The 22,065-nt window shown below is 38.5% G+C and carries 17 protein-coding genes; 12 read left to right on the plus strand and 5 right to left on the minus strand.

Annotation, left to right across the window (positions count from 1 at the left end; all coding sequences use genetic code 11):
- From ACFOOI_RS14040 to ACFOOI_RS14050, 3 genes are all read left to right on the plus strand, one after another.
- Window positions 1-1,125, plus strand: a complete 1,125-nt coding sequence (locus tag ACFOOI_RS14040; protein ID WP_379838625.1) for a DUF7005 family protein — start codon at window positions 1-3, stop codon at window positions 1,123-1,125.
- Window positions 1,126-1,196: 71 nt separating this feature from the next.
- Window positions 1,197-2,081: a YitT family protein gene (locus ACFOOI_RS14045; protein ID WP_379838626.1), complete on the plus strand. Its 885-nt coding sequence runs from the start codon at window positions 1,197-1,199 to the stop codon at window positions 2,079-2,081.
- A gap of 56 nt (window positions 2,082-2,137) precedes the next feature.
- Window positions 2,138-2,728, plus strand: a complete 591-nt coding sequence (locus ACFOOI_RS14050) for an HD domain-containing protein (RefSeq protein ID WP_379838627.1) — start codon at window positions 2,138-2,140, stop codon at window positions 2,726-2,728.
- Window positions 2,729-3,014: 286 nt separating this feature from the next.
- On the opposite strand, the gene lpdA is transcribed toward ACFOOI_RS14050, so the two are convergent.
- A complete protein-coding gene (lpdA, locus tag ACFOOI_RS14055; RefSeq protein WP_379838629.1) occupies window positions 3,015-4,406 on the minus strand; it encodes a dihydrolipoyl dehydrogenase in 1,392 nt (463 codons plus the stop codon).
- Window positions 4,407-4,575: 169 nt separating this feature from the next.
- Here lpdA and ACFOOI_RS14060 point away from each other — a divergent pair, with 169 nt between their 5' ends.
- The 3 genes from ACFOOI_RS14060 to greA all read left to right on the plus strand — a co-directional run bounded on the left by ACFOOI_RS14060 (window position 4,576) and on the right by greA (window position 7,358).
- Entirely contained in the window at window positions 4,576-5,484 is a 909-nt protein-coding gene (locus ACFOOI_RS14060) for a DUF4249 family protein (RefSeq protein WP_379838630.1), read from the plus strand.
- 110 nt (window positions 5,485-5,594) lie between these two features.
- Window positions 5,595-6,605, plus strand: coding sequence for a hypothetical protein (locus tag ACFOOI_RS14065; RefSeq protein WP_379838631.1), 1,011 nt, complete (start codon window positions 5,595-5,597; stop codon window positions 6,603-6,605).
- A gap of 282 nt (window positions 6,606-6,887) precedes the next feature.
- On the plus strand, window positions 6,888-7,358 hold the full coding sequence (greA, locus tag ACFOOI_RS14070) for a transcription elongation factor GreA (protein WP_379838632.1): 471 nt from the start codon (window positions 6,888-6,890) through the stop codon (window positions 7,356-7,358).
- Window positions 7,359-7,417: 59 nt separating this feature from the next.
- Here greA and ACFOOI_RS14075 read toward each other — a convergent pair whose 3' ends face one another.
- Both ACFOOI_RS14075 and ACFOOI_RS14080 read right to left on the minus strand, forming a co-directional pair.
- A complete protein-coding gene (locus ACFOOI_RS14075) occupies window positions 7,418-10,264 on the minus strand; it encodes a T9SS type B sorting domain-containing protein (RefSeq protein ID WP_379838633.1) in 2,847 nt (948 codons plus the stop codon).
- 228 nt (window positions 10,265-10,492) lie between these two features.
- Window positions 10,493-12,124 carry a carboxylesterase/lipase family protein gene (locus ACFOOI_RS14080; RefSeq protein ID WP_379838634.1) on the minus strand — a complete coding sequence of 544 codons (1,632 nt, stop codon included), beginning with the start codon at window positions 12,122-12,124 and terminating at the stop codon, window positions 10,493-10,495.
- A 107-nt stretch (window positions 12,125-12,231) separates the two neighbouring features.
- Between ACFOOI_RS14080 and ACFOOI_RS14085 the strand changes: the two genes are divergently transcribed.
- Together ACFOOI_RS14085 and ACFOOI_RS14090 are read left to right on the plus strand one after the other, a co-directional pair.
- Window positions 12,232-12,936, plus strand: coding sequence for an NUDIX hydrolase (locus ACFOOI_RS14085; RefSeq protein WP_379838635.1), 705 nt, complete (start codon window positions 12,232-12,234; stop codon window positions 12,934-12,936).
- Between the two features lie 144 nt (window positions 12,937-13,080).
- Window positions 13,081-14,289 (plus strand): pyridoxal phosphate-dependent aminotransferase, encoded by a 1,209-nt coding sequence (locus ACFOOI_RS14090; protein ID WP_379838636.1) that lies wholly within the window; start codon window positions 13,081-13,083, stop codon window positions 14,287-14,289.
- 82 nt (window positions 14,290-14,371) lie between these two features.
- On the opposite strand, the gene ACFOOI_RS14095 is transcribed toward ACFOOI_RS14090, so the two are convergent.
- Window positions 14,372-15,235, minus strand: coding sequence for an AraC family transcriptional regulator (locus ACFOOI_RS14095; protein ID WP_379838637.1), 864 nt, complete (start codon window positions 15,233-15,235; stop codon window positions 14,372-14,374).
- Window positions 15,236-15,555: 320 nt separating this feature from the next.
- Between ACFOOI_RS14095 and ACFOOI_RS14100 the strand changes: the two genes are divergently transcribed.
- The 4 genes from ACFOOI_RS14100 (at window position 15,556) to ACFOOI_RS14115 (ending at window position 21,105) form a co-directional block, all read left to right on the plus strand.
- On the plus strand, window positions 15,556-16,698 hold the full coding sequence (locus ACFOOI_RS14100; RefSeq protein ID WP_379840224.1) for a Gfo/Idh/MocA family protein: 1,143 nt from the start codon (window positions 15,556-15,558) through the stop codon (window positions 16,696-16,698).
- Window positions 16,699-16,728: 30 nt separating this feature from the next.
- Complete coding sequence (locus ACFOOI_RS14105) at window positions 16,729-18,105, plus strand: Gfo/Idh/MocA family protein (RefSeq protein WP_379838638.1); 1,377 nt, start codon at window positions 16,729-16,731, stop codon at window positions 18,103-18,105.
- Window positions 18,106-18,311: 206 nt separating this feature from the next.
- A complete protein-coding gene (locus tag ACFOOI_RS14110; RefSeq protein WP_379838640.1) occupies window positions 18,312-19,661 on the plus strand; it encodes a 3-keto-disaccharide hydrolase in 1,350 nt (449 codons plus the stop codon).
- Window positions 19,662-19,767: 106 nt separating this feature from the next.
- A complete protein-coding gene (locus ACFOOI_RS14115) occupies window positions 19,768-21,105 on the plus strand; it encodes a Gfo/Idh/MocA family protein (RefSeq protein ID WP_379838641.1) in 1,338 nt (445 codons plus the stop codon).
- Window positions 21,106-21,449: 344 nt separating this feature from the next.
- Here the strand turns inward: ACFOOI_RS14115 and ACFOOI_RS14120 are convergent, their stop codons facing one another.
- Complete coding sequence (locus tag ACFOOI_RS14120; RefSeq protein WP_379838642.1) at window positions 21,450-21,806, minus strand: hypothetical protein; 357 nt, start codon at window positions 21,804-21,806, stop codon at window positions 21,450-21,452.
- Window positions 21,807-22,065: the final 259 nt, after the last annotated feature.

The raw sequence follows: 22,065 nt of genomic DNA on the forward strand, positions 1-22,065 counted from the left end.
ATGGTGAATATTAAGGACAAACTTAATCAAACTGAAAATAAATTCCCTAATGAATTTATTACGTACTTTGAAAATAAATTTCATTTTCAAAATATTGAACTAAGTGAATTACTAAAAGAAAACGAAAGAATTGCGTATTGGGAAGAATTTTACGCTCAATCAATAGAATCAAATGCAATAAGTTTCTTAAAAAAATGTTTCCCTCAATTACGTTTTCCTATTGCATATGAAATTGAAAAAAGTCAAATCTATAAAAATGCCGTACTTAAGGGCCAATTTGAGATATTAAATTTAGAGAATGAGCTTCAACTCATTAATGCTGAGCAAATAAAAATAAGTATTTATGATAGTTTTGCCGGAAAAATCCCCGTTATATTAATCCCAAATGAGTTTGATTTTATAAAAATAGTGCAATGCTTACTTTATAAAAACAACCCTACTCCTGTTCCATTATCCATGGGGGCTTTAATGATAAATGGAATAAATAATTGGGATAGGTTAAATAAACTAAAAAAAAGCTGGACGCCTTCTAATTTAAAAGACCAAGATAGTTTATTGCAAACCATTCAATCATATCCACATTTATATAAAGATAGGTTAATAATTTGCAGCACCAAACCATATAGTAATGTTGCTGCTTCAAAACTAAAAATGGGTAATGAGGAGTGGCTAAATGCCTCCTACATTATACGACTTGAGCATGAATGTACACACTTATATACATTAAAAAACTACGCCTCTGCCTCTAATAACCTACATGATGAACTCATTGCAGATTATATTGGAATCACCAAGGCATTAGGTAAATTCAAAAAAGAATGGATGCTCGAGTTTTTAGGTTTAGAAGACTTTCCTAAATATAGGAAAGGGGCGAGACTTGAAAACTATTTAGAATCTATTAATCTAGATTCTGAAAGTTTTGGGTACTTTTCTCATATTATTTATAGTGCAATTGAAAATATCTCAATTTTCGATGATTCTTTGGGAGAAATTCAATCAAATGAAGATCGATGCATTAGAATAAATTGCCTTTGTGAAACAGGATTATTAAATATGGCATCAGAAAATGGTGGGAACATACTTGTGGAAAATTACAAAAAACTAAAATTATCAAATCAGACTTAGGCTGAATAAATTCTTTTTTTAAAATACTTTAGACAAAAAAGTGCTAATTTTAAGTCTTAATATTTAATCAAATGGACCAAAAAGAATCTATCAACTGGGCACAAGTTTTTTCAACAAAGTCTATCATTTTTACAATAATTGGCACTTTTTGTGCCGCAATTGCAATAAAAGGCTTTATGTTACCGAATCATTTTATTGATGGCGGCATTACAGGAATATCTATTCTTATTCATGAAATTTTTCATGTAGATGTTAGCTTTCCATTAATTATCCTTAACATCCCATTTATAATTATTGGGTATTTTAAAATTGGAAAAAACTTTGCATTACATTCATTTTTTGCAATTATATTATTGGCCTTTTTTTTACAATTAGTAAATATTCCCGTCGTCACTCATGAAAAGATTTTAATAGCATTATTTGGAGGTTTTTTTATAGGCATTGGAATTGGCTTCGTAATTAAAGGAGGTGGAGTAATTGATGGACTGGAGGTAATTGCAGAATACAGCAATAAAAAATTCGGAATTACAACTTCAGAAATAATTATGCTCATAAATACAATCTTATTTTTAACCTCTGCAATGATTCTAAGTCTTGAAAAAGCTATGTTTTCAATTTTAACTTATTTTACTGCTTTGCAAGTATCAAAATATATAGTGGATGGCTTTGAAGAGTATACCGCCCTTACTGTAATTTCTAAAGAAGCCGAATTAATAAAATCAGTTATTGTCAATGACTTAAACAAAGCCATTACCGTATATAAAGGAGAAAGAGGTTTTTTACCTGGAAGTTTTGAGATAAGTAATAACTGTGACATTATTATGACCGTAGTTACTAGATTGGAGATTCATACTATTAAGAATGCAATTTACAAAACAGACCAAAACGCATTTATTTATATACACAGTATAAAAGAAGTTAGTGGAGGCGAAATTAAAAAACTTCGTGTCCATTAACTTTTAATTATCCAATCACACAAATACTAACTTTAAATTCTTATCCCCATTATTTTATGAACTCATTGAGGAATTTTGTTGAAGAAAAATTAAAAAACAATTTATCCCATAATTTAAAATACCATGGGTTTCATCATACGTTAGATGTAGTAAAAATGTCTCTTAGCATAGCTAAATCTGAAGGCATTATTGAACAAAAAGAATTAAATATTTTAGAAGCAGCCGCCTGGTTTCATGACATTGGATTTATTTCAACCTTTATCGGACACGAAGAAGAAAGCTGCAAGATTGCGGAGGAAAACTTGCCAAAGTTCGGATTTTCCAAAAGCGATATTACACGGATAAAGAATTTAATAATGGCTACAAAAATTCCTCAAAATCCAAAAAACAAACTTGAAGAAATTTTAGCAGATGCAGACTTAGATTACCTAGGTAGAGAAGACTACGATAAAATTTCCGAAACATTATTTTATGAATTACAAGAAAGATTAATAGTCAAGGATTTAAATGATTGGAGAAAAACTCAAATAAAATTCCTTAAATCACATAAATATTGGACAAAGACCTCTATTAATAATAGAGCCCCTAAAAAAGCCGAAAAGCTTCAAGCTTTATTGTTAGAAGAAAAGCAAATTACATCCTGTTAAACCGTAGGAACCGTAAATTCTGAAAAAATATATCGGCTTCTCAAAAAATCTTAAATTGCTCTAATTAAAAAGGTGCAAATTTTTAAAACTCATTCAAGACGACTATACAAAGAATAGAAATTAAACTCTAGAAAATGAAATTTACAGACTCTTTTCTAATGACTTAATGTGAGTAAGATTCAAATAATAATTCTTTGTATACATATATTGACCAACCGACACAAAAAAAACAGTAGCAAACTAAACGCTTACTACTGTTTTATTATAGACCTAATTTCTCGAAACCTTACAAGTGAATAACCTCACCATAGGCAGCTGCTGCGGCTTCCATGATGGCCTCTGACATAGTTGGGTGTGGGTGAACTGACTTCACTATTTCCATACCGGTAGTCTCTAAGTTACGAGCTACTACTGCTTCGGCTATCATTTCGGTTACGTTTGCTCCTATCATGTGGCAGCCTAACCACTCGCCATATTTGGCATCAAAAATCACCTTAACGAAACCTTCTGGCACTCCGGCAGCTTTTGCCTTACCCGATGCCGAGAATGGAAACTTACCTACTTTGATTTCGTATCCGGCTTCTTTGGCGGCTTTCTCGGTCATACCTACTGATGCTATCTCAGGCGAACAGTACGTACAGCCCGGTATGTTTCCGTAATTTAACGGTTGTGGGTGGTGACCCGCTATTTTTTCTACACAAATGATACCTTCAGCAGATGCTACGTGAGCCAATGCCTGACCCGGCGTTACATCACCGATGGCATAATACCCCGGTACATTTGTTTGATAATATTTGTCTACTAATATTTTGCCTCTGTCTGTAGCGATACCCACATCTTCTAAACCGATGTTTTCGATATTTGCTTGGATACCCGCCGCAGATAATACGATATCAGACTCAATCTGAATCTCACCTTTTGGCGTTTTTACGGTAGATACACATCCTTTGCCCGAAATATCCACTTTCTCAACACTCGAGTTAGTGTGAATTTCAATACCCATTTTTTTGTATTGCTTCGCTAGTTCTTTCGAAATATCTTCGTCTTCTACCGGAACTATATTTGGCATAAACTCTACGATGGTAACTTTTGTGCCCATGCTTGCATATACATACGCAAACTCAACTCCAATAGCTCCCGAACCAATCACAACCATAGATTCTGGTTGTTTTTCAAGGCTCATCGCTTTGCGATATTCTATAACTTTCTGACCGTCAATCGGCACGTTAGGTAGCTGTCTTGCTCTTGCTCCAGTAGCTACTATTATGTTTTTTCCTTCTACTGTGCTTTTGGTTCCGTCTGCTGCAGTTACTTCTACTTTTTTGCCTGCAAGCACTTTTCCGTAACCCATTATGATGTCAATTTTGTTTTTCTTCATCAAAAACTGAACACCTTTACTCATGCCGTCTGCCACACCTCTAGAGCGAGCTATAACGGCATTAAAATCTGCAGAGGCTTCGCCCACTGTGATGCCGTAGTCTTTGGCGTGTTGGATATATTGAAAAACCTGGGCCGACTTAAGCAAAGCCTTGGTAGGAATACATCCCCAGTTTAGACAAATACCACCCAAATTTTCTTTTTCTATAACGGCTACTTTCAAACCTAACTGAGAGGCTCTAATGGCAGTCACATAGCCACCAGGGCCACTTCCAAGAATTACAACATCATACTGTGCCATATACTAATTAGTTTATTTACAATTTGGCTGCAAAGTTAATGAATTATCTGCAAACCCAAATCATGCGTTTATCTTAAAAACTACCGTAAAGAAAAGAACAGCCAAACAAAATGAGTTTAAAAGGCAATAAATATTTTTATTTAGGGGTTTAGATTAAAAAACTTATCCATTGAAACTAGAAAACTATTTAATCCAAACCCTACAAATTGACCGTGAAACCGCACACCTGATCTGTCAATATTTCGAAAAATCAAGCTACAATTCAAGCGACCTTTTACTCAAGGAAGGGGAAGTGTCTAACAAAATTTTTTTTATCGATAAAGGACTGGCTAGAGAGTTTTCAAGCGAAGAAACGGCAACCACCGCTGACCTTCACCAGACCCATTGGTTTATAAAGGAAAAATGGAAAGAAACACTGGTTCGAAACAAAGCAACTAATATGTATATTTCTCCAAGTGGATATAAACCCGTAGTTGGCAAATCGTATTATTTTAAAGTAAAAGCCGACGGTTTTCAAGATGCAAAATCTAAACCTCAAATAATTCCGAATCCAATAGAAGTTTCAAGTGTAGGTTTTAGCGACGAAAAAGTCACATCTCCACTTAATGTTAGCAGCCCAACTAAACTTTTAAAAATAAAATTCAAAAAAGTAGATCAAGACAACCTTTATGTTGCTGTAGAAATTACAGGTCGCTACAATGAAATTAATACATCAAATAATATTATTTCAACTAAATCACCTGCAGAGTTCGGAGATCCTTGTATCTATGACTTAGCGTCATATTTAAAAATTTACAACACCAAATGTTACAATAAAGAAGAAAATGAAATAACTTTTTATATTGAAATGTTAGGGTATACAGAACTACCCAAACCTGGTGAAAAAACCATTACCGACTTGAAAATAAAATTAAGCATCGTAAGCTCTTTCTACTACGACTATATTTCAACTTATAATCCACCTGACGGCATTTTCAAGGCATTTCAACCCATAAACCCTACACTAACCAACATAGAGAACGGTTTTGGTGCTGTTTTGGGCAAAAATGAAAATGTTATTTATTATAAAATACCTTAAAAATCTTCCCCTTTTTAACTACAAAATAAAGAGCTAAAAATAAGAAACAAAACCACCATACCAAATTCAATTTCTGACTATATTGCGTAAAATCTTACACATTACGTATTATGAAAATCCTGATTATTGGTGGCTCGGGAGAGCTTGGCTCTCAAATACTTAAAGCCTGTCAACTGGGCAATTATGACATTTCGGTTAGCAGTCGGTCTCCCAAAGCCAACCAAGTGCAATTTGATTGGCAGCGTGCAGAAACGTTCGTATCCTTAACACCATTTGATGTCGTAATTAATACCGCACCTGTATCTGACTTTGAGGGTTATTTTAGGCTAATCAATGATTTACTTGCCCAACAAAAAACTATCCTAGAAACTACCGCAGCGGCCGATTTTGTTGCAGAGATTATTCGTTTTCAACATAAATCTATAAATCAGCAATCGGGGCTATACCTCCACGGCGTGGGGCTTTTTCCGGGCATTAGCAATTTCCTCTGTGAACTAGCCCTTGAAAAACACCCCGATGCCAAGTCGATTCACTTCAATATCAAGTATTCGATTTTTAGTAAGGCGGGCAAAGACATGTGCCAACTGATGGCCGAAAGCCTAAGTAAACCGTCTGTATATTTTGAAAACGGCACTTTAAAAACCGCGAAGCCGATAGGCCCAAACCACGTATTTGGCTACCAAAACAAACAATGGAAAGGTTTCTTGGCTGAGCTGCCCGACACATTTTATTTTAACCAAGTAGCACCTAAACTTCAGTTTATTGGTTCCTATTTCACGCCTTTGGGTGCGGCTTTATACCCGTTTGTTGGCTTGTTAAATTTTCTGCCTAGTGCTCCTTCTTTTGTAAAAATGTATGCTGCTTGTTTTTATTTTATGAGAGGAAAAATCTTTAAAAATAAACAGTCCGAAATGTTAATTTCTTTGGTAATAGACCAAAAATACAGCTTTAGGCTACACACTCCAGCGGCACTTTATGCGGCGGGTCTTGGCGTGGCGGCTTTATTGCCTTTACTCACAAACCAACGGGGAGTTTTGAGGGCTGACCAGGCAATAGGGCATACAGATTTTTTTAAGAGTTTATCAAAAACTGACCCTGCAGGCATCCAATTACTAGGCTAAAACATTGATTTTAAAGCCCTAATATTTTTGGTTAAATACCTTAAAATACTGCTTAAAAACCTCTTGACAATACAAATGTATTTGTTTATCTTTGTTCACAAATTAAGATAAATGGAACAATTGAAATCTAAATATTTGATACAAACAATAACTTAGAAGAGTTTCTGAAATACATATAGTTTTCAGGAACGGTCGATTGTCGCCGTTCTTTTTTTTTCTACCCCCCTTAACAAAAGGAGGGTTATTTTTTTTTAACATCTAACATAAATTACTTTAAAAAACATGTCATTTCAATATTACACCCAGGAAGGATATGATAATTTGAAAAACAAATTAAACGACCTTAAAACCCGTGGCCGTAGAGAAATCTCTGCTGCCATAGCTGAAGCCAAAGACAAAGGTGATTTATCAGAAAACGCTGAATACGACGCCGCCAAAGATGCCCAAGGCCACATGGAGAGTGAAATTTCTAAGTTAGAGGTGTTGTTTTCAAGTGCGAGAATCATAGACGAGTCAACCATAGATACCTCTACGGTATCGCTAATGAATAAGGTGCAAATCAAAAACCTTAAAAACGGGGCAATGATGACCTATACGCTAGTGGCTGAGGAAGAAGCTGATCTAAAACAAGGCAAGATTTCTATAAATTCGCCTTTTGCTAAGGGCCTGTTAGGCAAATCAGTAGGCGACAAAGCCCAGATTCAAGCTCCTGCAGGACTAGTAGAAGTTGAGGTAGTAAGCATCTCGATTTAATTCAAATTTATTTCCTTTAAAAATATAATGGGGTGCCCCTTTCGAGACACCCCATTTTTTTATCTTCTGAGACTTACATACCCTTTATAAACCTTAGTGGTTCCTTCTTCGCTGAGCTTTTCGAAACTCACGGTTATGTTATAATAATATACGCCCGTTGGCATGTCTTTTCCATTGAGGTTTTTTCCGTTCCAGCTCATTTCTGTCCCTGTCCCTTCAGCTACCAAAAGTCCCGAAGAGGCATAAATTTCATATTTAATACTCTTTATAAATGCCGGACAGTTCATTGGCGTAAACGTGTCGTTTATGTTATCCCCATTGGGCGAAAACACATTCGGGAAACTTAGTTTTTCGCAGTTATCAAAACATATTTTTTGACTTACTGGACTTTCTATGTTTTGGCTACTTACGGCCGAAATATAATAACATCCCGCAAAACCATCTTTCGAGTTTCTTCTGTGGTTAAAAGTAGTACCCAAAGCTGCGTCTTGAATGGCTATGAGGGCAGGTTCTTGGCTTTCATAGCGTGCATAGTATATTTTAAACGAAGACAAGTCCGTACGGCAAATTCCACTTCCCGAACTAGCAGGCATAGACCACGCTACTTTGTTTGTAAATGTGCTTTCGTTACAAAAGTCTTTTGAGTCTAAGGTTTCGCAAATATTGGTTTGTGAAATATTGGTAGGCGTACACGGCGGGCTTCTATCTGCAGGACTTGCACATATTATCTGTGAGTAGTTCTCAAGTTGACCTAAGGCTGGCAGTTTCTCGTAAGAACCATACGTCACCACTTTGTAACAATACGTTTCGCCATTCTGAATATCATACGAAATGTCGCCATCTTCGGGGCTTTTATCCAAGCCAAAATCTACATAGTTATAGGTAGTGGCATTAGAAACCTTCACTTCCGTAATTTTATTATAGGTACCCGGTTTTAGTTTGTCTTCTCTATAAATAATGTGCGTGTTATTGTCATTTGACCAAGGCACATTGGCCTCCCACGAAAGCCTCAGTGACTTATCTTCTGGCGATGCACTCATTCGCACCGAAGACGCCGCAGCGGTAGTTCCATAAAGCTCCGTACCTTTTATCAGCATCTCAATTTTGTAGCGATACACCTTGTCTTTGGTATTTAAGCCTGTATCATTAAATACGGTATCTGCGGCAGTAGTCAAAGTAGTAGGTTTGGTATAAATCAACTGGAAGTTTTCGCCCCCAATGCCTTCTGCACGATAAAGTTTGTAAGTATATGGCCCTTTAAATGCCGTGGTGTCAAAACCCAACGGGCGGGTCCATTTCACTTGAATTTCGCCCGTGGCCACATCTGTTTTGTTTACCGTCACATTGGTGAGCACTGTCATGCCCGACTTGATTTCGCTACCGATACAAAACTCGGTGCCTGGAGGGCTCTGCATATTTAAAAACTGATTCACTTTTAAATCAGAAACCAGTCTGTAGCTGTAGATAGTCCCTTTTTCTACGTTTTTATCTACAAATACACTGTCTGTAGCATTTACAGTACCTATCAGCACATAGCCCCACTCTGCGGGCATACCTGCAGTACATGCTCCGGGGTTAAGGCCGCTACATCCATTTTTTCTATAGATAAGTGTTTTCCCTTCAAAACTACATTTGGTATTTGATTTCCATTTAAGGTCAATGACCCCTTCGTTTTCGGTAGCAGTTAAACCCAACGGACTAGGTGGCAGCACTTTTATTTTCACAGTTTTGATGTCTACCAATTGCGTAAGGAACCTCCCTGGGTTGTCTTCTACTTTAAACAACACGTCATAACTCTGGTCTCGCACATGCAAGCAATTGGTATTCCATGTAAATGTACCCGTAACTGGGCTTACGGCACTAATGCTCTTAAATACTGCAGATTCAGGCTCCACAAATTTAAAGAAGAACCCACTCGCGTCTACGTTGTACACCCCACCAGACGAGGTCAGCTTTAGTGTGTTTTTATCTTTGTCTTTTCCAGTGACTTCAAACTCCACTTTTTTGCCCGCCTCCACACAAATATCGGCTGGCACCTCCAACTCGGGCCGGTGGTTTTCGGACTCTACCACTATTATTTGCATGTCCCTGACTATTTCGCCTATTTTAACATAGGATCCATCGGGGGCTTTTCGCCATTCCTCTATTATAAAAGCCACGTTGTATTGCCCAATCTCTCGAGGTGAATCCCAGAGCAAATCGCCAGTGAGGGCATTAATTTTGAAAGAGGCTGGACCTGTGCCAGCCTCATTGAGTATGGGTACTTTTCCCAAACTACTCGGGTCTTTATATCCTGTTATAAACTCTCCAATACCGGTGTCTACCCCTTTATCTTTTTTAGGAGTGGTGAGTTTATACGACAAACTATCGCCGTCTATATCATATGCACCCGGGTTATGGATAAATCGCTGCCCCACCACGGCGGAGTCAAGCGGAATATTTAATAAAACAGGCGTAGAGTTTAATCCAAAACTAGAGCTAATAACTATGGTAGACTGTACAAAAAAGCTAATGTTTTCAGAAGGTTGCGGCAAGTTAATGGTTCGCTCGTTTCGGTTTACTATACCACAGCTGATGGTGTAGGTTCCCGGTGCTGGAAATGTAAACGTGGTATCGTATACATTACACATGGTAGCCGGATTTATCAGCAATTTCTTTTTTCGGGTAACTTTAAAAGCCTCCACTTTATTGGTAGAAAAACCAAAATAAAAACTCACCGATTCCTGCCCGTCATTTGCGGCTTTACCGTTTATTTGGTCTGTGTAGGTGGTTAGGGTGACTTTATACGTAAGTTCGGTGCTCGATATTCTTTTCGCTGTGATTTCTCCGGCTCGTAAGTGCGTAGCAAATGACAGCATAGGCATTGCCAAAAGCATCAACAAGACCAAAATATAGTTTTTCTTCATTTCTTAAGGTTTTCTAAGCTTGATGGTATGTACGTTAAAAAAACGAAATACGTCTAGGATTATTTAATCCAAAAATAACCTAAATGGTTTTAAGAAAACGAGTAATGAGGGCAAAATATTCTAAAAGGAGGTAATTAGAAGTGGGGATTCACGAAAAGAAAAATCAAAATCTGGTATTTTATTAATTTGAGTATAATGAAAAGGGGCCCGAAAGCCCCCATTTTTCTACTATTTATTTTTGTAAGCCCTATCAAAAAACTCATACCGAGCTTCTATTTGAGAGTCAATCATCTTGGTTTCTGTATCAATCACAATCACCTGAGTAGTCTTCAAGTCTTTACTCAAAGGTTTCCAATCTGGTAGTTTGCCGCCATTTGGATTTCCTGTTTTTATAAAATTGGCGAAATAATCAGACATCGTTTCTGAAACCTTGAAGTCGTTTGCCGTCCACTCAAACTCCTTAATCAAAGGCAAATTTCCCATCGCATATTCTATTTCGCATGCATGTGGAGCACCTACCGCTTTTGGTTTTGCTGCATTTTCAGCACTTTTTAACGTTCCTCCTGCTAATCCTGGAGTTAAGCTATTATCAATTAATTCAGGTCTAAGTTTACTGTATAAATACCTATACACCGGTTGTTCACTATTATGGCGGTGCAGCTCTGCCCATTTCCAAGTACTGTAGGCTATAAACCTATCGGCGGCCATTGCCGTAGCCGAAATTTCTACTTCCTCAGGAGTGGCATGAGGAAAAAGTTTCAAAACTTCTTCGTGACTATCGGGGTATTCGGTTTTTACTCTTTTTATAAAATTTTCAGAGGTGTAAGGCATACCATACATAAACGCCTGACCGGGTATTTCGGCGGAGTTCCAGCCAACTAACAGTGGCACTTGGGCTTGTTTTTTAGCGGCAAAAGTTTGGGGTAAATAATCGTTCAAAAAATAATTATCCAAGACCACCGGAAAACCAAACCGCTTCGATTCATTATAAATTTCATAAACCTCTCGGCTTGTAAGGGCTCTTAATTGTTTCAAAGTAGGAACGCCTGCTTTTTGAGCAAATTCTAAGCCTATTTTTTCGGCTTCTGCCAATGTAACAGGAGCCATAGTTGGGTTAATACCTGCACCACTTTCACCGATAGCCCCCGCTATAAGGCCTTGGGCAAGTGGAGAGGCCATTTGATAACTTACAGAAATTGACCCGGCTGACTCACCTGCAATTGTTACTTTTTTTGGATTCCCTCCAAAAGCGGCTATGTTTTTCTGCACCCATTGCAATGCAGCCACTTGGTCGAGATACCCATAATTTCCAGACGCTTTATATGTGGCTTCTGCACTAAGTTCGGGGTGTGCAAAATTTCCAAAAATATTGAGTCTGTAATTACATGTCACTACCACTATTCCTTTTTTTGCCATAGCCTCCCCGTCATATCTTGGCTCTGAAGCATCACCTGCTACATTTCCGCCTCCATAAAAATAGACCAAAACTGGCAAATCTTTGGTATTTCTGCTTGCGGGCGTCCATACATTTAGATATAGGCAATCCTCGCTAAGGCCTTCTGAGCGAGAATTCATATCGCCGAAAACTATAGCCTGCATCGGTCTTGCCGAAAAAGTCTTGGTTTGTTTTACACCCGACCAATTTATAACTGCTTGTGGGGCTTTCCATCTTAAATTACCAACCGGAGCTTGGGCAAATGGGATGCCGAAATACTTTTGAATATTGGTTTTGGTGTCGTAGTTTCCTTCTATTGTTCCATTGGCAATTTTGGTTTGAACTGCAAAATTATTGTTGTTTTGAGCAGATCCAATTGCAATAAATCCAAGATGGATCATGCAGGTTAAAAATAGTTTTTTCATTTTTTTGAAAGGTTGAATATTTATTATTGTCGCAAACTGAGACAATAATACTTCTTTTTAAATTTTAAACAAAAAAATATGCTACATTTGATTTTAAAACTTAAACATTGAACCCAAATAAATATTTAAAACATATCGCGTTTGACAATGTAATTTTTGGATATTCTAATCAAAAATTACAGGTTCTTGTCATGGAATATCACAATACTGGTCTTTTTGCTTTGCCAGGAGGGTTTGTAGCAAAAGACGAAAACCTACAAGATGCAGCAAAACGAGGATTAAAAGAAAGAACTGGCTTAGACCAAATTTACTTGGAGCAGTTTCATACGTTTGGCTCTGTGGCAAGACACCAAGCCGAAGTTATGCAAACCATCATAAACTCAAATCCATGGATTGACGGAGATGCTTCTTGGCTTTTGGAAAGGTTTATTTCAGTGGCCCACTATGCCCTCATAAATATTCTGGAGGTTACGCCAACCCCAGACGCCCTTTCAGATTCCTGTGGCTGGTACGATGTAAGAGCACTACCAAGCTTAATATTAGACCATTCTGAAATCATAGAAAAGGCACTAAAAACCTTACAGCAAAACCTTAACACAAAATTGGTTGGAGCAAATCTTTTACCCGAAAAATTCACCATGAAAGAGCTTCAAGGCGTATATGAAGCCATATTTAACGAAAAACTTCACCGCGGAACCTTCCAACGAAAAATGCTGAGTTACGGGCAGCTGGAGCGATTTGAGAAACAGTTTTCGGGGGGAGCTCATAAAGCACCGTATGTGTATAGTTTTAAATCTGACACAGAAGTGTAAATCCTTCATAACTAATGGGCTAAATTGTATTATATAAAATTTTAAAATTCTAAGGCTAATCCATTTTATAATCGTAATTTTGCAGCCGAATTCTAAAAGAGAGCCTTTTAGAGGGTTAATAGGGAAAATAACAAAAACAACAAAATGGAGGTCTTAACATCAAATTTGCTAGCCGACAGAATCAATAACCTTGAAGAGTCTGCTACGCTCGCAATGTCTAAAAAATCTAGAGAATTGGCTGCATTAGGTCACAAAGTGATCAACCTATCTATTGGTGAGCCAGATTTTAAAACTCCTAAGCACATTTGTGAAGCAGCCAAAGACGCTATCGATGCTGGTTTTCACTCATACACGCCAGTGGCGGGTATTCCTGAGCTTAGAAAAGTTATCGCTGAGAAGTTTAAACGTGACAATAATATAGATTGGAAACCTGAGAACATAATCGTTTCTACTGGAGCTAAACACTCGCTTGCAAACGCACTAGCGGTGATGCTAAACCCTGGCGACGAGGTGATTATATTTGCCCCTTACTGGGTGTCTTACTCAGAAATGGTAAAACTTGCTGAAGGTACCTCGGTAATTTTAGAAGGAGCATTTGACAATGATTTTAAAGTAACCCCAGCTCAGCTTGAAGCTGCCATTACTGACAAAACAAAAATGATTATGTATGCATCGCCAAACAACCCAACGGGGTCTGTATACAGCGAAGCAGAACTAAGAGCTATAGCAGAAGTAGTGGCAAAACACCCAAACATTTATGTTTTGGCTGACGAAATTTACGAATACATCAACTTCCGCGAAGAAGGACATTTCTCTATGGGCTCTATTCCTGAAGTGAAAGACAGAGTAATAACTGTAAACGGAATGGCAAAAGGATTTGCGATGACCGGATGGAGAATCGGATATATCGGTGCTGCTAAATGGATAGTAGACGGCATAGACAAACTTCAAGGCCAAGTAACTTCTGGAACTAATCACATCGCTCAACGTGCTTCTGTAGTAGCTTGGGACGACATGACTGCTCCAGAAACCATGAAAAGAGCTTACCTGTTAAGAAGAGACTTAGTAGTTGGTTTGCTTAAAGACATTCCAGGATTTAAGGTAAACGTACCTGAAGGAGCATTTTATGCATTCCCTGATGTAAGTTATTATTTCGGAAAATCAGACGGAAAAGTAACCATCAAAGACTCAGACGACTTGGCTATGTGGTTACTTGAAAACTCATATGTAGCTACAGTTGGTGGTTCATCTTTTGGTGCACCAAACTGTATCCGTATCTCTACGGCGGCTTCTGACGAGGCCTTGACTGAGGCGGTTTCAAGAATCCGAACTGCAGTAGAGTCTTTAAAATAAGAATCTAAGGTTTTTTATAAAAAATAGCCTTCACGTTTCCGTGAAGGCTATTTTTGTATATAACGGCAAAACGAAAGTCTCCTTAATCCAAATAATTCATACGGTAAGCCAAAGGCGTAATTTTTTTGATCGACTTAAACTGCCTGTTGAAGTTTGAAAGATTATAAAATCCGCTGTCGAAGGCAATCTGGGAAATACTCATTTTATCGTTTTGGAGTAGCTTACACGCGTATTCTATTCTGATTTCGGTCAAAAAGTTAGAGAATGTTTTACGTGTACGTTTCTTAAAATACCTACTAAAAGCCGATTCGCTCATGTTGGCCAACTGGGCCACGTCGTCAAGCATAATCTGGTTTTGGAAGTTTTCACTTACGTGCTCCAATACCTTTTTTATTCGGTCAGAATCTACCTCGTTTCTAATTTGAATAGGATCTGTGGTGAGGTATTCAATATCTTTACTTTTGGCCAATTCATCCAATATTTCGAGAAACAATAACAGGCGGGACATGCCTTCTACCTCCGAAAGTTTACGCAACCTGTCTTCCACTTTTTTAGAAGTTTCGGAGCTAAACTGAATGCCTCTTTTTGAGCGTTCTAAAAGGGCTTTAATGGCGAAACTCTCTGGTGCTTCCCAGAAAGGCGTTCCGACAAAATCAAAGTTAAAATGACAAACGATAGACCGTGCCCTTAGCTCTTCGTTGTTTTTATGATACTCCTCGTCGCTTTTGTAATAGTGAGGCAGCAAGCCACCAATCAAGCATAAGTCACCCGGCTCGAAATCCGTAATACTACTTCCGACATATTTTTTGCCTGTACTTTCTAGCATTAACACTAGCTCTATTTCGGGGTGATAGTGCCATGGCGTAGGAAAAAAAGGTGCATCTAACCGCATTAGGTTAAATGAAGTATCTGCCGGATTAGAGATTTTGAGTAACTGAGGCTTCATAACTTATGATGTTTTTTTGTCAAAAATATTAGAATGACGGCATAAAACTATCATTATTTTTTGAAAAATAAGACAATTTTTACAATTATTTGATAAAAGTGGTCATAATAACACTATAAAAAGGATGCATAGGAATACGCAAGCCTTCTTTTTTATTCATATTTTTGTCAGATAACAAGTATTAATATTATTTTTCAAAGAGTGCGAATTGCGGAATCATGCGGTAGGGATAGCAATGAAAAGCCCACAGCTGGCGTAGCCGCGAGGACTTGTAATGAATAGCCCGACCCTTTAAGGTACCGCCCAAAAAATAAAAACAAATAAATGATATGGCCATAGACAGAAGAAAATTTTTACAAAAATCAGCTCTTAAAGCCTCAAGTTTGGGCATGTTGCCTTTCTTGAAAGAGCGTGATTTTAAATATTTTAAAGAAGCCGCTCCAAAAGAAATGACACTCGCTCCGAAAATAAAAATTGGGGTGGTGGGCATAAACCACGGCCACATATATGGCATGGCGGCATCGGTAATAAGGGGAGGGGCAGAACTGAAGTCTTTTTATGCATTAGAAGACGACTTGGCGGCGGATTTTTCGAAAAGATTCCCATCGGCGGTTCGTGCAAAAACCGCTCAGGAAGTATATGAGGACAAGGAAATTCAGATGATTTTGAGCTCTGCAATACCAAGCGACAGGGCCCCGATAGGCATACAAGCGATGCTTCATGGCAAAGACTATATGGTAGATAAACCGGGCATAACCGACCTAAAGCAGCTAAAAGAAGTTAAAAAAATACAGAAACAAACAGGGAGAATATTCTCGATATCGTACAGCGAAAGGTTTGAAAACAGAGCAACAGAAAAAGCGGGCCAACTGGTAAAAGACGGAGCGATAGGAAAGGTGATACAAACGATAGGTTTGGGACCGCACAAAATGAACCCGAAGTCGAGGCCGCAGTGGTTTTTTGAAAAAGATAAATTTGGCGGAATAATAACAGACATTGCCTCACATCAGTTTGACCAGTTTTTGTTTTTTACCAACTCTACCGAAGCCAAAATAATAGCCTCACAAGTGGGCAACGTGAACCATCCGCAATATCCAGGATTTGAGGATTTTGGCGATGTGATGCTGAAAGGAAACGGAGGCACGGGTTACATACGTGTAGATTGGTTTACGCCAGATGGTCTAAATACTTGGGGCGATGGTCGACTGACTATACTGGGAACCGAAGGATTTATTGAGATTCGTAAAAACATAGACATTGGAAGGTTAGACAAAGGAAACCAACTGTACATGGCCAATCAAAAAGAAACGGTACACATAGACTGCAACGACGTGCCCCTTACCTATGGCGAAAGGTTAGTAAACGATGTAGTAAACAGAACAAACACCGCCATGAGCCAAGAGCATTGTTTTTTGGCGATGGAATTAGCCCTACAGGCTCAAAAAATGGCAAGCAAAATATAACATTCATTAATTCAACCCTTACTTATAAATATGAAAAGACGTTCGTTTTTAAACAATACTATAAAAGGTGCCGCCATGATGGCCATACCTACTATAGTGCCATCGTCGGTTTTTGGAAAAAATGCTCCAAGCAATAAACTCAACATTGGGCAAATAGGCGTAGGTAGAATAGCCCGCGACCACGATTTGCCAGGTACTTGGCAACACGAAGCTGCCCGCATAATGGCCGTGTGTGACCTGGATAGAAACAGATTGGAAGATGGCAAAAAACTGGTAGACGGCTACTACGCCAAGAAAACCGGAAACGCCAAATATATGGACACCCGTATGTATGACGACTACCGCGAAATGTTGCTAAACAAAGACATAGATGCGGTAATAATTAGTACTCCCGACCACTGGCATTCGCAACCAGCCATAGAAGCTGCTTTGGCGGGGAAAGATGTATACTTACAAAAACCAACTTCCCTTACCATAGCGGAAGGAAGGCTTTTGGCGGATATTGTTAAACAAAAAGGAACTATTCTACAGGTAGGAACGCAGCAGCGTTCATCACCTCAATTTAGAATAGCGGCAGAGCTCGTAAGAAACGGCCGTATAGGAAGATTGCATACCGTTAGAATAGGCTTGCCGGGCGACCCCGCGGGGCCTGAAGCACCCGAAATGCCAATACCAAAAGGACTAAATTATGACATGTGGCTAGGCTCTACGCCCTATGTGCCTTATACCGAAATTGGGGTGCATCCGGCAAAAGGATACGATAGACCGGGTTGGCTACGCAGAGAGCAGTTTGGAGCGGGTATGATTACCGGCTGGGGACAACACCACTTTGACAGTGCCGCTTGGGGTATGGATACCGAATATACAGGACCAATAAGTGTGGAGTCTGTAGCTGAGTTTCCGAGGTCGGGCCTTTGGGATGTGCACGGTGACTTTATGGTAAAAGCCGAATACGCAAATGGCATAAATATGTATACGAGTGGCGGTTACACAAACGGTATCCGATACGAAGGAACTGAAGGCTGGATTTTTGTTTCGAGAGGAAATTATGTGGCGTCATCGAGCGATCCGGTTTCGGCGGCCAAAAGTGCAAAAGCATTGGATGCAAGTGATCCTAAAATACTAACCTCGGTTATTGGTGAAAACGAAATACATCTCTACAAGAGTGATGAACAACATGGCAACTGGCTAGACTGTATCAAAAGCCGCAAACAACCAATTTCTCCAGCTGAAATTGGGCACCGAGCATGCTCGGTTTGTTTGGTAAGCCATATAGCGATGAAACTTCCGAGAAAACTGTATTGGGATCCGGCAGTTGAGCGTTTTAAAAACGACGATGAAGCAAACAGTATGTTAAGCAGATTCCAAAGATCTCCTTATGGTACACATAACATAAAACTGAAATAAGCTTATTTTGACCATAAATTAAATTTTTACGTCAGAATAATACTAAAATGCGACGAGTTTCGTCTAAAAGGATGTTCATATAAATCTTAGATTTGTAATATATTTTAAGAAAAAATAAACATTTAGATTTAAAACTTTAGAAATAAACGCATAAGTCCGTGTCTGTTTTTGATTAAAAGAAAATCACCTTTAAAAATTCTAAAACAATGTTTAAAAAGTTAGTATTTGTTGTGTCAGCATTGGTTTTATCTAACAATTTGATTGCCCAAAAATGGACGAATCTTTTTGATGGAAAAACGCTCAAAGGCTGGAAACAACTAAATGGCCAAGCCAAATATACGGTAGAGAATGGCCAAATAGTAGGAACTACGGTAAAAGACACCCCTAACTCGTTTTTGGTAACCGAAAAAGAATACGGCGATTTCATATTTGAAGTAGACCTTAAAGTAGACGACGCCATGAACTCAGGGATACAATTTAGGAGTCTTTCTACCCCAGATTACAAAGACGGCAGGGTGCATGGCTACCAAATGGAAGTAGATCCAACTGCAAGAGCATGGTCAGGGGGTATTTATGACGAAGCACGCCGCGACTGGTTGTATATTCCAAACATAAATCCAGAAGGCCAAAAAGCTTTTAAAATTGGCGATTGGAACAAATACAGAATTGAAGCAATCGGAAACGTGATTCGTACATTCATAAACGGCATTCCGGTATCGTACTTGGTAGATGACATGACAGCCAAAGGCTTCATAGCTCTTCAGGTACATGCTATTTATGGCAGTATGAACGAGGGAATGAAAATCAGATGGAAAAATATCAGAATCCAAACGGAAGATTTAAAGCCAAGTCCACTTGACAATACGCCAGTGGTAAACTTGTTGCTAAATAACCTATCGGACCAAGAGAAACACCAAGGCTATAGCCTACTAATGAATGGAAAAGATTTTGATGGCTGGAGGGTGGTACACGGCACAGCAGAGCCAAACAAAAGATGGGCGATAAAAGACGGAATACTTTCGGTAGGAAGTTCAGACGGGTCGGAGACTGGCAACGACATCGTTTCCAAAAACACATATGGTGCGTTTGAGTTAGATTTTGATTTTAAACTTACCGAAGGAGCAAACTCAGGCGTAAAGTATTTTGTAGACGAGAAATTTGACTCAGGTGGTAGATCGGGTGTAGGACTAGAGTATCAAGTACTTGACGACGAAAAGCACCCAGATGCTAAAATGGGAGTTGTAGGAAACCGTACCATGGCGAGTTTATATGACCTGATACCTTCTACCAAACTTGACAAGAGATTTCAAAGAAAAATTGGTGACTGGAACCAAGCAAGGGTAATCGTATACCCTGACAATACGGTGCAGCACTGGCTAAATGGCTTTAAAGTAGTAGAATACCAAAGAAAAAGCAACATCTACAATGCATTGGTAGCGAGAAGTAAATATGCAAAATATGATGGATTTGGAGCATCGGATGCAGGTCACATTTTGATTCAAGACCACGGAGACAATGTGTTTTATAAAAACATAAAAATTAAAGAAATAAAATAAGACTTTGAGCTTAAAGGTTAGAAACTACAATCTATGCCTTTAAGCTTTTGTTAATTAGTAAGATATTATTAAATTTAGAAACAAAATTTTCAACCAAAATAAAACTATGACCTCAAGAAGACAATTTATTAAAAAATCGATATTGGCCACTGCTGCCACCGGTTTTTCGGTGAAAAGCTACGGAAAGATATTAGGTGCAAACGATAGAGTTAGAGTAGCCTGCGTTGGTTTCTCAGACAGACACCGTGCATCGCACGTAGGACCATTTAAAGAGCTCATGAAAGAAATGAACTTCGAAATGGTGGGGCTTTCTGACATTTGGAACAAAAGAAGAGAAGAAGGAAAGGCGTTTTTGGATAAACAACTGGGAGCTGATGTAAAAGTATACAGAAACAACGAAGAGCTTTATGCCTCTAAGTCTGTAGATGCGGTTATGATGTCAACGGCCGATTTCCAACATGCACTGCACACAATAGAAGCCGTAAAAGCGGGGTGTGACGTGTATGCAGAGAAGCCACTAGCAGAAACTATGGCCGATAACAGAGCGGTATTAAAAGCAGTAAAAGATTCGGGTAAAATAGTACAAATAGGTTCACAAAGAAGATCAGGACCAAACTATCATGCAGCCGAAGACTTTATTAAGTCTGGCAAGTTTGGTGACATCAAAATGGTGGAACTAATGTGGAACGTGAACCAGCCAGGTAGATGGAGAAGACCTGACTTAGTAGCAAACCTAAAAGAATCGGATGTAGATTGGAAACGCTACTTAATGAACAGACCGTACGAAGCTTTTGATGCTCGTAAATACTTGGAGTACAGACTATTCTGGCCTTATTCGTCAGGAATACCTGGACAATGGATGAGTCACCAAATAGATACCGTACACTGGTTTAGTGGACTAAAACACCCAAGAAGTGTAGTAGCAAACGGTGGAATATACCAATGGCAAGACGGCCGTACAAACGCCGATACCTTAACGGTGGTATTTGATTATGGTCCAAGCGATCAGCCACAAAATGGATTCCAAGTGCAGTTTACAAGTAGATTCTCAAACTCTGCTGGTGAAACCAAAGAACTATACTACTCAAACGGTGGAATGATTAACCTTGACACCAACGAGATTTCGGATACGGGTGGACTTCGTGAGCGTGAAGCAAGAGCGATGGGCATGCAAGCCAATTTGCTTAAGCCAATGAAACTAGAGGGAATAAAAGTTGCGACAGACGCAAACACAGGCGGTGACCCACTAACGCATGCTCACATCAGAAACTGGATGGAATGTGTACGTAGCCGTAAAACACCAAATGCTCCAATAGAAGCAGGGTACCAACACTCAATAGCCACTATGATGTCAAACGCGGCATACAGAACTGGACTAAAAGTTACCTTCGACGAAAAGACGCAGGAAATACTAGTAGCTGGAAAGCCTTGGAAGCCTTTTTGAGTAAACGATTAAGCATGTTTTTTATACGAAGGAGGGTCATTTGGCTCTCCTTTTTTTGTGTGATCTTTTTGATAGATACACAAAATTTAAACCCGATTTACGCATTAAGAAATCTATTTCGACCTTAAATTGCTGCAAATCAGCATGTAACCCCCTTAAGTTTATGCCCTCATAAGGAAGTACTAATGCATAAACAGGGTTAAATAAATACATAAAAAGACCTTCAACTCTGGGAGCTAAAGGTCTTTTTGGTTTTTAGGGATAAAGTGTTTTGCTTATTTTTCAAAGCTAGGTATAGGGTTGTTATATCTTTTTATCAGCACAAAACTGATGCATATGAAACGTTAGATTCTTACTACTTCTGCAAGTTCAAGTTTGTTAGACAAGTCACGGGCATATTTTAGATTACCTGTTGGTGCCATTAAATACAACTTAGTATTTTTGGCTTTGGCCAATGTATGGAAAAGCTCTATTTGTGTAAACATATTGGTATCCTCTTCTTTCTTTTGTACAATATGAAAATAGTGCTTTTTGTTGTTGCCATTTAGAGCCGTTAAATCAGGAGAAAATGAGAGGCTGTCGCTAGAGCGAGTAAAATTGAATGGCTTTTCAAATCCGTCTACCAAATCAGTTTTAATATTTGAAAATCCTTTTTTCTTTGCCCATTCGATTGTTTTCTCTACGTGTTTAGTCTTGCTCATATGTATTTTTGTTTTATGCCTCGATTTCAGCTTTCAAAAGAGGCGGTGTATATTGTAATTATACAATTATACGAAAAAAAAAGTCCTAATTCCTAATGAGTATCCAACAAAACCCCTATATTTAGCCATTTTGGGCACATTTCACTCGAAAATTAAAAAAGAACATATAACAGAGAAGAAAAAAGAAAATTATCTCTCAAAAGCTCAAATATTAAAAAACACAGACCGAAATAGTCATCTAAAACTTCAATTGGGCTTA

It is taken from the genome of Lacihabitans lacunae (genome assembly GCF_042649125.1).
GTDB lineage: Bacteria > Bacteroidota > Bacteroidia > Cytophagales > Spirosomataceae > Leadbetterella > Leadbetterella lacunae.